Raw genomic sequence first — 12,520 nt, forward strand, 5'->3', positions numbered from 1 at the left:
ACCGCCGCCCGGCCGCCACCAGCCACGACACGTACGCTGGGTGACCGTGAGACGCACGCTGTTCGGCCGCCCCCCGCGCGGCGTCGCCTTCGACGTGGCCGTCTCCGGCGTGGTCGTGCTCTTCAGCCTCACCGCGGCGGTGAACCAGCCGGGCGGCTGGGCTTCCACAGGTGTCGGCGCCGCGATGGCGGTGGCGCTGCTGTTCCGCCGCACCCATCCGAGCGCGGTGACAGTGGTGGTCGCGGCGCTGGCGCTGGTCCAGGTGATCGCCCGGTGGGGCCCGCTTCCCTACGACGTCGCCGTCCTGATCGCGCTCTACAGCGTGGTGAAGTACGGCGAGCGCCTGCGCGACGGAGTGCTCGCCGGCGCGGTCGCCGCCGTGGGCGTGCTGCTCGCCGCCGCGCAGACCCCCGGCGTCGGCGCCTGGTGGGCGACCGCGCTGTGGTACGCGCTGGTCACCGGCGCGGTCTGGCTCGTCGCGCTGAACGTGCGGACCCGTCGGCTCTACGTGCTCAGCCTGGAGGAGCGCGCCACCACCCTGGAACGCGAGCGGGAGGCCGAGTCCCGGGCCGCGGTCGCCGAGGAGCGCACCCGCATCGCCCGGGAGCTGCACGACGTGGTGGCGCACAGCATGGCCGTCATGATCGTCCAGGCGGACGGGGCGCGGTTCATGCTCGACCGTGACCCCGAGCAGGCTCGTACCGCCGTGAAGGTGGTCGCCGACACCGGCCGCGCCGCCCTGGAGGAGATGCGTCGGCTGGTCGGCGTCCTGCGCGACGCCGGTCCCTCCGCCGGTTCGGTGGTGGCCGCCGACCCGGAGCACCGGCGGCTGGCCCTCGCCGAGCTGCCCGACCTGCTGGCCCGCTTCCGCGCCGCCGGCCTGCGCCTTCGCGACACCACCAGCGGCGATACGCCGACCCTGCCGCCCGGCCTGGAGCTGACCGTCTACCGCGTCGTGCAGGAGGCGCTCACCAACGCGCTCAAACACGCGGGCGTCGGGGCCGCCGTCGACGTCACCCTGGCGTACGCCGCCGACGCCGTCGTGGTCCGGGTCGCCGACGACGGCCGGGGCCGCCCCGTGGTCAGCCCGGCGCCGTCGGGCGGTCACGGTCTGCTCGGCATGCGCGAGCGGGTGGCGGTGTACGACGGCAGCCTCACCGCCGGCGCTCAGCCCACCGGGGGTTGGCAGGTCGAGGTGCGGCTACCTCTACCGTCGGAACCCGCAACGGAGGTGATCGCGGCATGACGGTCCGGGTGGTGATCGTGGACGACCAGGCGCTGGTGCGCGCCGGTTTCCGGATGGTGCTGAGCTCGCAGCCCGACCTGGAGGTGGTCGGGGAGGCCATCGACGGCGCGGACGCCCTGCGGGTGCTGGCTCGCATCGAGGCCGACGTGGTGGTGATGGACATCCGGATGCCGACCATGGACGGTGTGGAGGCGACCCGCCGGCTCTGCGCCGACCGGCCGTCCGGCCCTCCCCGGGTACTGGTGCTCACCACCTTCGACACCGAGGCGGACGCGTTCGCCGCGCTCCAGGCCGGCGCCAGCGGTTTCCTGCTCAAGAACGTGCCGCCGGAGGAGCTCCTGGACGCGATCCGGGTGGTGGCGGCTGGCGACTCGGTCGTCGCCCCGTCGATCACGCGGCGGCTGCTGGACCGCTTCGCCGGTCAGCTCGGCGCCGGCCCGACCGCCGACCCCCGACTGGCCCAGCTCACCGAGCGGGAACGGGAGGTGCTGCTGCTGGTCGCGCAGGGCCTGTCCAACGCCGAGATCGCCGCCAAGGTGCACGTGGCCGAGGCCACGGTGAAGACCCACGTCGGGCGGATCCTGGCGAAGCTGCACCTGCGCGACCGGGTCCAGGCGGTCGTGCTGGCGTACGAGAGCGGGCTGGTCACGCCCGGCCGGTGACACGCCGTACGACCCGGGTCGTACGGCCGGCGGATCGGGCGCTACCTCGGGCGTACACGCGTCGAGCGCGCAGGTGGAGATCAGTACCGGTGGACCGGCCATAGCGTCGGAGGGGTCCGATCCGCGCCTGCACCGGGAGCCCGCACATGATCCGATTGACCCTGCGCTCGCTGCGCGCCGAGGCGCTGCGCATGCTGCTCTCCGCGCTGGCCGTCGTGCTCGGCGTCGCGTTCATCGCCGGCACCCTGATCTTCGTCGACGGCATGCGCGCCGGCGCGTACGACCGGGCCGGCACCTTCGACAGGCACACCGACCTCGGGGTCTACCCCACTGGCGACAAGGCGCTGCCGGCCAGCCTCGTCGATCGGGTCCGCGCCGTCGACGGCGTCGCCGCCGCGGCCGGGGAGCTGACCGCCACCGGCGGACTTCTCGGCGCCGACGGTCGGCCGGTGCTCGGCTACGCCGTGCTCGCCGCCATCCCCACCGAACCCGCCCTGCGCTCGTACGACGTGGTCGCCGGTCGCCTGCCCGACCGCGCGGGCGAGGTGGTGCTCGACGCGCCCACGGTGGCCGAGGAGGGCTTCACCCTCGGCGCCCCGGTCCAGATCGGCGGCACCGGTGGAGCGGCCCGCCCGTACACCCTGGTCGGCACCGTCGACGTGGCCGGCACCGTCCGCGACATCGGCGGGCCGTTCATCGGCCTGGTCGGGCCGGACGCGCTCGCGGTCGCCGACATGCGCGGGTACGGCCGGATCATGGTGGCGGCCCGGCCGGGCACCTCCGACGCCGCGTTGGTCGACCGGGTGCGGGCCGTCGCCGGCACCGGCACCACGGTGAAGGACCGTCAGCAGATCCTCGACGACGCCGTCGACGAGGCGGTCCGCAACCTGAACCAGTTCATGATGCTGCTGCTCATCTTCGTCGGGGTCGCGGTGGTGGTGGCCGGCTTCGTCATCGCCAACACGTTCGCGATCGTGCTGGCACAGCGCACCCGACGGACCGCGCTGCTGCGCCTGGTGGGCGCCACCCGTGGGCAGGTCTTCGGGGCCGCAGTGCTGGAGTCCGCGCTTGTCGGGTTCGTCGCCTCCGTGCTGGGGGTGCTGCTCGGAGTGGCCCTCGCCGCCGGCATGCGGCTGCTGATGTCCCAGCTGGAGGTGCCGTTCTCCGGCGGGCTGACCGTAGCCGGCTCGACGGTGCTGACCAGCCTGCTTGTCGGCACCGTGCTCACCGTGGCCTCCGCCCTCCTGCCCGCCTGGCGGGGGACCCGGGTCGCCCCGGTGGCCGCGCTCACCGACGCGGCGGTGCAGCCCAGCCGGGGCGCCGGCCGGCTGCGTCTGATCTTCGGCGCGGTGGTGCTCGGCGCGGGCGTCGCGGCCCTCGCCGGTGCCGCCAGCGCCGGTCAGGTGCTGCTCGTGGCCGTCGGCGGCGTGTTGGCGTTCTTCGGGATCGTGCTGTTCGGGCCGGTGCTCGTCCCGGCGCTGGTCCGGGTGATCGGGTGGCCGGCCCGCCGGCTGTTCGGGATGACCGCCGGCCTGGCGGTGGCGAACGCGGTCCGCAATCCGCGCCGGATCGCCGCCACGGCGACCGCCCTGGTGATCGGGATCGGACTCGTGTCGGCGTTCGTCGTCGGCGCGCGCAGCACCAAGGACGGCATCGAACGCAGCGTCGACGCCGAGATCGGGACGGACTTCGTGGTCAGCGGCATCGGCCAGAATCTGCCCGCCACGCTCGCCGGGGAGTTGGCCGCGCGACCCGAGCTGGGTGTGGTGCACGAGCAGCGCAGCATCGTCACCGGCGGCATCGAGGTCCGGGCCGCCCACCCGGCACTTGTCGGTCGGACGCTGAGCGCGGTGCTGGCCGGTGACGTCGGGCGGCTCGGGCCGGGGCAGGTCCTGGTGCACCGGGAGTTGGCGCGGGCGCGCGGCTGGCAGGTCGGCTCCCCGGTCGCCGTCGCGGGACGGCAGTTGACGGTGGCGGCGGTCGTCGCCGACGACGCGCCGGAAATGGCCGCCAGCTCGGTGCCCGAGGGGCACGTCATCGACCTGGACGACGCGGACTTCGCCGCGCTCTTTCCCCGCGAGCGGGGTTTCCTGGCCGAGATCGACCCCGCCGACGGCGTCAGCGTCGAACAGGCCCGCGCCGCGATCGAGACCGTGCTGGCCCGCTATCCGACGGTGAACCTGATGGACCAGGGGGCGTACAAGAAGATGCTCACCGGCACCGTCGACATGCTGCTGGCCTTCGTCACCGCGCTGCTCGGCCTGGCCGTGGTGATCGCCCTGGTCGGTGTGGCGAACACGCTGAGCCTGTCGGTGGTCGAGCGCACCCGGGAGAACGCGGTGCTGCGGGCGGTTGGTCTGACCCGGGCCCGGATGCGGGCCATGCTCGCGGTGGAGGCGGTCCTGATGGCGCTCGTCGGCGCGGTGCTCGGCATCGGACTGGGCACCGGCGTGAGCGCCGCCGCGATGGCCCTGCTGGCCCGCCTCGGTGGGGACTTCCACGTGGTGCTGCCGCTCGGCCAGCTCGGGCTGATCCTCGGCGTGGCCGTGCTGGCCGCCCTGGCCGCCTCGGTGCTGCCGGCCCGCCGGGCGCTGTCGCGGCCCGTCGTGGAGGCGCTCGCCGACCAGTGATCCCGGCCCGTCCTGCCTCGCGGCCTCCGGACGGACATCCGCCGGCCGGCCCCGCCGTCTACCCCGGCGGCGGGACCGGCCAGCGGTGCCGGGTCTAGAGGCGCTCCACCATCTCGCCGACGCACCGGTTGCGGGTGTCGAAGACGTAGCGGGCGTGCCGGACCACCAGGTCGTAGTCGAAGCTGTCGTGGTCGGTGACCACCACCACCGCGTCCGCGGCCCGCACCTCCCGCTCGGTGAGCCCGACAACTGTGACCCCGGCGGGGATCTGATGGGCCTCCGCGTACGGCTCGACCGCGTGGACCTCCGCGCCGAGGGCCTGCAACCGGCGGGCCACGTCGACGGCGGGGGAGTCCCGCATGTCCCCGGTGTTCTTCTTGTACGCGAGCCCGAGCAGCAGCAGTCGTGCGCCGCTCACGGCCCGGCCGGCGCGGTTCAGGCCCGCCATGATGCGCTGCGCCACGTGCTCGGGCATCTCGTGGTTGATGTCGTTGGCCAGCTCGATGAACCGGAACTGTCGGCCGAGACGCCGTTTGACCTGCCAGGACAGGTAGCACGGGTCGATCGGCAGGCAGTGCCCGCCGACACCGGGGCCGGGCCGGAACGGCAGGAACCCGAACGGCTTGGTCTCGGCGGCGTCGATCGCCTGCCAGACGTCGATGTCCAGGTGGTGCGAGAGCATCGTCAGCTCGTTGATCAGCGCGATGTTGACCTGGCGGAACGTGTTCTCGATCAGCTTGGTCAGCTCGGCGACCCTCGTGGAGTCCACCGCGACGGTGCGCTCCACGAGGCGTTGGTAGAACCCCTGCACCCGGGCCAGCGACGCCGAGTCGACACCGGACACCACCTTCGGGGTGTTCTCCAGTCGCCAGGTCGGGTTGCCCGGGTCGATCCGCTCCGGGCTGTAGCCGAGGTGGAAGTCGCCGGGGCTGGTCAGCCCGCTGGCCGACTCCAGCAGCGGTCGGAGCAGCTCCTCTGTGGTGCCCGGATAGGTGGTCGACTCCAGGATCACCGTGCAGTCCGGCCGCACGTACGGGCCGATGCCGACGCCTGCCTGCTCGACGAAGCTCAGGTCCGGGGTGCCGTCACGCAGCGGGGTGGGAACGGTGATGACGCAGATGTCGAAACCCTCGGCGTCGGTGTACTCCGTGCTGGGGTGATACCGACCGCTTCCCAGCGCGCGGCCGAGCCGGTCGGTGGGGATGTCCTCCACGAAGGACTCACCGGACGCGAGCCGCTTCACCCGGTCGGCGTCGACGTCGAGGCCGACGACGTCCAGGCCCGCCTCGACGGCGCGCATGGCCAGCGGCAGTCCGACGTACCCCTGGCCGATCACGACCAGCTTCTCAGCGCTCACCCGGGCTCCCGCGGCAGATGGTGAAATGACCTGCTGAGAGCCTAGAGGGGTCTTCGGCGGCGTAAGTCCGTTTTGGGGATATCGGTGCTGGTGGGGTGGCGGGTCACTCGCCGGCCGGGTCCTCCGGGCCGGTCGACGTCCCCGTGGTGGGGGCCGGGTCGGTCGGTGGCGGCGGGTTGCTCGGTGGCGGATCGCTCTTCGGCGGGTCGCTGGCCGGCGGCGCGGTGGTGGCGCCGCTCGGCGTCGCCGACGGCGGGCTGGACGACTGGGACGGCTGCACGCTCGGCGTGGCGGTGGTCGACGCCGACACGGTGGCGTCCGGGCCGGTCGGCCGGTTGGAACGCTGCGGATCGTCGGTGACCTGCTCGTTCGCTGCGGGCAACTCCGCCTGCTCGGTCGACCCCTGTGTCGCGGAGGTCGTCGGCAGGTTCACGGCCGGCTCGTTGTCGCCGGCGTGGCGCGCCGCACCCAGTGCCGCTCCCAGGCCGATCAGGGCGACAAGCATCGCGGCCGCCGCGCCGACCAGTGGCCCGCGCCGCCGCTGCCGGCCGGCGCCCGCCGGGCTCGCCACCGCCGCGCCGATCGGAGCGTCGGTGCGGGTGCCCGGCCCTGCCTCGCGCAGCGGGACCGCCGTCGCCAAAGCCGTCGGCGGCTCACCACCGGTGACCGCGGTGCGGGCGGCCTCGGCCATCGCCGAGCCGCTGGTGAAGCGATCCAGCGGATCCTTCGCGAGGGCCCGCGACACGAGGGCGCGGACCGCCTCCGGCATGTCGTGCGGCAGCTCCGGCGGCTCGTCGTCCAGGTGTCGGATGGCAACCTGGAGGGGGTTGTCCCCGGTGAACGGTGGACCGCCGGTCAGGCAGCAGTAGGCGACCGCGCCGAGCGCGTAGATGTCGGTGGCGCCGCTTACCGGACGACCCGCGGCCTGCTCGGGCGCCATGTAGAGTGCGGTGCCCGGCACCGCGTTAGTGCTGGTGATGCTTGTCACATTTGTGGAACGGGCGACGCCGAAGTCGACCAGGACGACAGTGCCGTCCTCCTGCACCAGCAGGTTGCTCGGCTTGACGTCGCGGTGCACGATGCCGCCGCGGTGCGCCGCGCTCAGGGCGTGCGCCGCCTGGGCCACGATCGACATCGTCTCGGCCACGTCGAGCCGGCCGGCCGCCTCGATCCGCTTGGACAGCGGCTCACCCTCGACGAACTCCATGACCAGGTAGTCCGCCCGACCACCGTCGGGCAGGTCGTCCTCGCCGGAGTCGTACACCTGCACGATGCCGGGATGCCGCAGAGCTGCCATGATCCGTGCCTCGGCCCGGAAGCGGGCGATGAAGTCCGGGTCGGAGACCAGTGCCGGCAGCAGGACCTTTACCGCGACCTGTCGGCCGAGGACCAGGTCCGAGGCACGCCAGACGTCGCCCATGCCGCCGGTGGCGACACGTTCGTCCAGGCGGTACCGCCCGCTGAGCACGACCTCCGATGACAACACAGCCTTACGGTACCCAGAGTGGCGGACAACGGCGCGCTGCGGTTGATCGGCAACGTGGTCGTACCCTCCGGTCCGTCCGGTCCGACCCTTGTGGAGCCGGCCTCTCTGTGACGGTCCGACAGCACTAGGTGACAAAACCCGACACATTCCGGCGTACGCTTTCCGGATCACCGCTGCGGGCCGTGTCCTGGCACGGGGAGCGTCCAGTGTTTCGTGCCTGTTACGGCGGCACGCCGTGTGGACGGCTTGATAATTGTCACTCTTCCGTGACGCGATCCCGGCTTGTCGCTCCGATGGCCGCCTCCTACCGTTAGCCCGGCTCGGAGCCGTCCGGCGGGCCGCGCGTCGAGAACCCTCGCGTCGATGCGGCCACCCCGCCGGCCCGGAAGCGGGCGCGACAGCGGATTCGGTGGAGGGCGGTGCGGGTGCGGGAGCCGGTGGGGCCGACGGTTCGCGCGCGGACAGCGCCGGCGCGGCCCGTGAGGCCGGGCCGCCACCCCGAGCCATCCGCGAGCCGCCGATGACCGGCGAGTTGTCCGAGGCGGTCACCGCCGCGCAGGCCGGAGACGAGGACGCCTTCCGTTTCCTCTACCGCAGCCTCCAGCCCGGTCTGCTCCGCTACCTGACCGCCCTGGTCGGCGCGGACGCCGAGGACGTGGCATCGGAGACCTGGTTGCAGATCTCCCGTGACCTGCCCCATTTCACCGGCGGTGAGTTCCGCGCCTGGACGGTCACCATCGCCCGTAATCGGGCCATGGACCATCTGCGCCGCCTGCGTCGACGGCCGTCGCTGCCGGTCCCGGTGCAGGCGCTCACCGAGCTGGCCGGCGACGGCGACACCGCCGAGCGGGCCGGCGAGACGATCAGCACCGAAGCGGCCCTGGCGCTGATCGCCACGCTGCCGCCGCGCGAGGCCGAGGCGGTGCTGCTGCGGGCCGTGATCGGGCTGGACGCGGAGTCGGCCGGTCGGGTGTTGGGCCGCCGAGCCGGAGCCGTCCGGACCGCCGCCCACCGTGGGCTGCGGCGGCTGGCCACCCTGCTGGACCGGCAGACGGTGACCGAGCCGCCGACCGCGGGCGCTGTCACGACCCGGGCGACAGGCGTACCGGGCCCGGTGTCCGCGCCGACCGCGCGGCCTGCCCCTGCGCCCGGCGCTCAGGGCCCGGCGTCCGCGCCGACCGCCCAGGACGCGACCTCGGCGCCGGTCCTCGGCGCCGACGGCGTCGTACCGTCGGTCGGCGCCGAGGTGGTTCCGCCACCTCGCGGGCGGGCCGGCCGATCCCGGCGGACGTCACACGCCGAGCAGGCGGACGGCTGACGTGAGGGGATTCCGGATGAACCCGTACCGGCCGGACCGCCACGGCGGCCGTGCCGAGACCGAACGGTTGCTCGACGCCACCCGCATCAACGCGGCAGTCGATCCCGAGGCGTCTCTGGGCCCTGACACGTCTCTCGACTCCGAGGCGTCTCCCGCTCTCGACGGCACCCGCAGCGACGCGGCCGTCGACTCCGGGGCGACCCTCGACCTCGACGCGACCGAGCGATCCGGCGGGACCGCCGCCTCGGTGGTGGCGGCCGACCCGCTGACGCACCTGCTCGCTGCCGCTGCCGGCCCGGTCCGGCCGGGGGAGTTGGCGGGTGAGGAGGCCGCGCTTGCCGCGTTCCGGGCCGCCCGGGTCGCCGCCCCGGCGCCCTCCGTGGCCCGACGACCACGCCGCCGCCGGCTCACCACGGGCGCGTTGGCCTGGATCGGCGCGCTGGCCGCGACCGCGACCGCGGGTGCCGCGTTCGCCGCGGCCGGCCTGGACCGGGCACCCGACCCGCTGCCGCCGGCGCCGAGCAGCGCGCCACCGACCGGCAGCGGTCCCGCGGCGACCCCGTCCGCCCCGTCGGCCCCGCCGACCCCGTCAGCCCCGCCGACCCGGTCGACGCCGTCCGGGCCGCCGTCCTCGGCCGGCACTCCGTCCGCCGGATCTACCCCGAACGGTCAGCTGCACGGACTGTGTCGGGCCTGGCTGGCCAAGAAGCCGGAGCAGCGGGAGAAGGCGCTGCGGACGCCGGCCTTCCAGCGGCTGGTGACGGCCGCCGGTGGCGTTCCCGCCGTCGAGGCGTACTGCCAGCGGCTGGTGCCCGAGGCCAAGCCGTCGGCTCCGGCGCGACCGTCCCCGTCGGCGGCGCCGTCCGCTCCGGCGCGGCCGTCTCCCCCCGCCGAACCGCCGACGCTGCCCGGTTCGGCGCGGGTCACGCCCTCCCACCCGGCGAAGCCGGCTCGGAACTGAGCGTCCGGCCGGCACGGTTCGTTCTGGCGTGCACGGGGAAATTCGTCTGTTAGACAGGGGTTGGTGGCACGGTCGACGCCGCCGAGGGTGTCGGTGGGTGGGTTTACGGTGGCACAGTGTCCCGGAGCTGACGCACGAAGGAGGCTGCACCGATGGTGACGTCGCCCGAGCTGGACCGCAGCGCGATCATGCGGGAGTCCGCCGCCGCAGGCCGACATCTCGCCCGCATCTGCTTCAAGACCGGCCCCCCGACGTACACGGGCGTCGAACTGGAATGGACCGTGCACGACGCCGCCGACCCTGCCCGACCTGTCGATCCGGTGCGGCTGCGGGCGGCGCTGGGGCGTCACAGCCCCGTCACGCTGGACGCCACGAGTCCCGCCGAGCCGCTGCGGCACGGCGGCACGGTGACAGTCGAACCGGGCGGCCAGTTGGAGATCTCCACCCCGCCGCGCTCCTCGACCGGTTCTCTGATCCAGGCCACCGAGGCCGACATCGCCCAGGTCACCGGCCTACTGGCCGCCGCCGGGCTGACCCTGGGTCGCAGCGGCATCGATCCACACCGTCGGCCCCGCCCGGTGGTGGACACCCCCCGCTACCGCGCCATGCGTCGCGCTTTCGACAGGCGCGGTCCGGCCGGCCGGACGATGATGTACAGCACCGCCGGTCTGCAGGTCTGCCTCGACATCGGCGAGCCCGACCAGTTGGCGGCGCGTTGGGCAGCGGCCCACGCGGTCGGGCCGCCGTTGCTCGCGGCGTTCGCCTCGGCCAGCCGGCACGCCGGGCGGCGCACTGGTTGGGCGTCCGCGCGGATGGCCGCCTGGTTGGCCATCGACCCGGCCCGCACCCGCCCGGTGTGGGTGCCCGGCAACGCCGACGATGACCCGACGGCCACCTGGATCCGGTACGTGCTCGCCGCGCCGCTGCTCTGCCTGCGTCGACGCGGCCCGGACTGGGCTCCGCCGCCGGGTGTCACCTTCGCCGACTGGCTCGACGGCGCGCTGCCCCGCCCGCCCACCACCGATGATCTCGACTACCACGTCAGCACCCTCTTTCCACCCGTGCGCCCGCGCGGTTACCTGGAGCTGCGCTACCTGGATGCTCAGCCCGACCGGGACTGGCGTCTTCCGCTGGCGGTGCTGAGCGCGCTGTTCGTCGACGCGGGCACCGTGCGGGCGGCGTACGCGATCGCCGCGCCGGTGGCGCACCGCTGGTCGGCTGCCGCCCGGCACGGCCTGTCCGACCCGCCGCTGGCCGCCGCCGCGGCCGCGCTGCTCGACCTGGCCCTGGCGGCGCTGCCCCGGCTGGAACTGCCGGCCGACACCCAGGACGAGATCGAACGAGGCGTACGGCGGCGGCTGGCCGCCGCACAGAGGGGAGACCGGTGAGCGCGAGGAGTGAGCCGGGGTTGCGAGCCCCGCAGTCGCGAGCGGAGGGCGGTCCGGTGAGCGCGAGGAGTGAGCCGGGGTTGCGAGCCCCGCAGTCGCGAGCGGAAGGGAAAGCGGTGAAGGGCGAGACGGTGAGCGTACGCACGACGGAACATCCCGACGGGGAGGGTTTGCGGGGCCGGATAGCGGAGGAGTTGGCGCGCGCCCGGTCCCGCACGGCCCTGTTGACCGAGGCGGTCGACGACGACGACCTGATGCGCCAGCACTCTCCGTTGATGTCGCCGTTGGTCTGGGATCTGGCACACGTCGGTAACCAGGAGGAGCTCTGGCTGGTCCGTGATGTGGGTGGCCGCGAGCCGGTCCGCTGTGACATCGACGAGCTGTACGACGCGTTCAAGCAGCCCCGCCGGGACCGCCCCGCGCTGCCGTTGCTGCCACCGGCGGAGGCGCGCGCCTATCTGGGTACGGTCCGCGACAAGGTGCACGACCTGCTCGACGCCGTGAGCTTCACCGATCGGCCGCTGGTCGCCGACGGGTTCGCCTTCGGCATGATCGTCCAGCACGAGCAGCAGCACGACGAGACGATGCTCGCGACCCACCAGCTGCGGGCGGGTGCGGCGGTCCTGCACGCCCCGCCACCGCCCGAGCCGACCGCCCGGGTCGGCGGCGAGGTGCTGGTTCCGGCGGGCGAGTTCACGATGGGCACCGACACCGATCCGTGGGCGCTGGACAACGAACGCCCCGCGCACCGCGTCGACCTGCCGGCGTACGTCATCGATGCCACACCTGTGACCAACGGCGAGTACGAGGCGTTCATCGCCGACGGCGGCTACGCCGATCCGCGCTGGTGGAGCGCGGCGGGCTGGGAGCACCGGGTCTCCGAGCAGCTCGTCGCGCCGATGCACTGGCGCCGCGACGGCGACGGCTGGGCGTACCGGCGGTTCGGCCGGTGGGATCCGGTGCGCGCCGACGAGCCTGTGGTGCACGTGTGCTTCCACGAGGCGCAGGCGTACGCCGCGTGGGCCGGCAAGCGTCTGCCGACCGAGGCGGAGTGGGAGAAGGCCGCCCGGTGGGATCCGGCGACGGGTCGGTCGCGCCGTTACCCGTGGGGTGACGGGGATCCGACCGAGGCGCACGCCAACCTCGACCAGCGTCACCTGCGGCCGGCGCCGGTGGGCGCGTACCCGGCCGGCGCGTCGCCGCTGGGGGTGCACCAGCTCATCGGGGACGTCTGGGAGTGGACGTCGACCACGTTCCGCGGGCATCCGGGCTTCACCGCGTTTCCGTACCGCGAATACTCGGAGGTCTTCTTCGGCGACGACTACCGGGTGCTGCGCGGCGGCTCGTTCGGCACGGACCGGTCGGCGTGCCGGGGGACGTTCCGCAACTGGGACTATCCGATCCGGCGGCAGATCTTCAGCGGCTTCCGTTGCGCTCGCGACGCCCGCCCGGACGAGTCGCGGCGGTGACGC

At 73.9% G+C, this 12,520-nt stretch carries 9 protein-coding genes; 7 read left to right on the plus strand and 2 right to left on the minus strand.

Features of this window, described 5'->3' with window-relative positions; translation table 11 throughout:
• Positions 1-40 precede the first annotated feature (40 nt).
• From ACGFIE_RS08015 to ACGFIE_RS08025, 3 genes are all read left to right on the plus strand, one after another.
• Positions 41-1,246 carry a sensor histidine kinase gene (locus tag ACGFIE_RS08015; RefSeq protein WP_393292275.1) on the plus strand — a complete coding sequence of 402 codons (1,206 nt, stop codon included), beginning with the start codon at positions 41-43 and terminating at the stop codon, positions 1,244-1,246.
• Positions 1,243-1,908: a response regulator gene (locus tag ACGFIE_RS08020; protein WP_393292278.1), complete on the plus strand. Its 666-nt coding sequence runs from the start codon at positions 1,243-1,245 to the stop codon at positions 1,906-1,908. Before ACGFIE_RS08015 ends, ACGFIE_RS08020 begins: the two co-directional genes overlap by 4 nt.
• Before the next feature lie 146 nt (positions 1,909-2,054).
• Positions 2,055-4,538, plus strand: a complete 2,484-nt coding sequence (locus ACGFIE_RS08025) for an ABC transporter permease (protein WP_393292280.1) — start codon at positions 2,055-2,057, stop codon at positions 4,536-4,538.
• Positions 4,539-4,632: 94 nt separating this feature from the next.
• On the opposite strand, the gene ACGFIE_RS08030 is transcribed toward ACGFIE_RS08025, so the two are convergent.
• On the minus strand, positions 4,633-5,895 hold the full coding sequence (locus ACGFIE_RS08030; RefSeq protein ID WP_393292283.1) for a nucleotide sugar dehydrogenase: 1,263 nt from the start codon (positions 5,893-5,895) through the stop codon (positions 4,633-4,635).
• A 103-nt stretch (positions 5,896-5,998) separates the two neighbouring features.
• The gene (locus ACGFIE_RS08035; RefSeq protein WP_393292285.1) at positions 5,999-7,381 is read right to left on the minus strand and encodes a serine/threonine-protein kinase; all 1,383 of its coding nucleotides are present in this window, start codon (positions 7,379-7,381) and stop codon (positions 5,999-6,001) included.
• A gap of 520 nt (positions 7,382-7,901) precedes the next feature.
• On the opposite strand from ACGFIE_RS08035, the gene ACGFIE_RS08040 reads away from it, so the two are divergent.
• The 4 genes from ACGFIE_RS08040 to egtB all read left to right on the plus strand — a co-directional run bounded on the left by ACGFIE_RS08040 (position 7,902) and on the right by egtB (position 12,517).
• Positions 7,902-8,699: an RNA polymerase sigma factor gene (locus ACGFIE_RS08040; protein WP_393292287.1), complete on the plus strand. Its 798-nt coding sequence runs from the start codon at positions 7,902-7,904 to the stop codon at positions 8,697-8,699.
• Between the two features lie 16 nt (positions 8,700-8,715).
• Positions 8,716-9,660, plus strand: coding sequence for a hypothetical protein (locus ACGFIE_RS08045; RefSeq protein ID WP_393292290.1), 945 nt, complete (start codon positions 8,716-8,718; stop codon positions 9,658-9,660).
• Positions 9,661-9,812: 152 nt separating this feature from the next.
• Positions 9,813-11,048: an ergothioneine biosynthesis glutamate--cysteine ligase EgtA gene (gene egtA / locus ACGFIE_RS08050; RefSeq protein WP_393292292.1), complete on the plus strand. Its 1,236-nt coding sequence runs from the start codon at positions 9,813-9,815 to the stop codon at positions 11,046-11,048.
• Positions 11,049-11,179: 131 nt separating this feature from the next.
• Positions 11,180-12,517, plus strand: a complete 1,338-nt coding sequence (gene egtB / locus ACGFIE_RS08055; protein ID WP_393292295.1) for an ergothioneine biosynthesis protein EgtB — start codon at positions 11,180-11,182, stop codon at positions 12,515-12,517.
• Positions 12,518-12,520: the final 3 nt, after the last annotated feature.

It is taken from the genome of Micromonospora sp. NPDC049275, assembly GCF_043197115.1.
In the GTDB taxonomy this organism is placed as follows: Bacteria; Actinomycetota; Actinomycetes; order Mycobacteriales; family Micromonosporaceae; genus Micromonospora.

What these genes read in the sequence shown, in the direction of transcription:
- ACGFIE_RS08020 (WP_393292278.1), top strand. Translation starts at nt 1,243, where the DNA reads ATGACGGTCCGGGTGGTGATCGTGGACGACCAGGCGCTGGTGCGCGCC.
- ACGFIE_RS08025 (WP_393292280.1), top strand. Translation starts at nt 2,055, where the DNA reads ATGATCCGATTGACCCTGCGCTCGCTGCGCGCCGAGGCGCTGCGCATG.
- ACGFIE_RS08040 (WP_393292287.1), top strand. Translation starts at nt 7,902, where the DNA reads ATGACCGGCGAGTTGTCCGAGGCGGTCACCGCCGCGCAGGCCGGAGAC.
- ACGFIE_RS08045 (WP_393292290.1), top strand. Translation starts at nt 8,716, where the DNA reads ATGAACCCGTACCGGCCGGACCGCCACGGCGGCCGTGCCGAGACCGAA.
- egtA (WP_393292292.1), top strand. Translation starts at nt 9,813, where the DNA reads ATGGTGACGTCGCCCGAGCTGGACCGCAGCGCGATCATGCGGGAGTCC.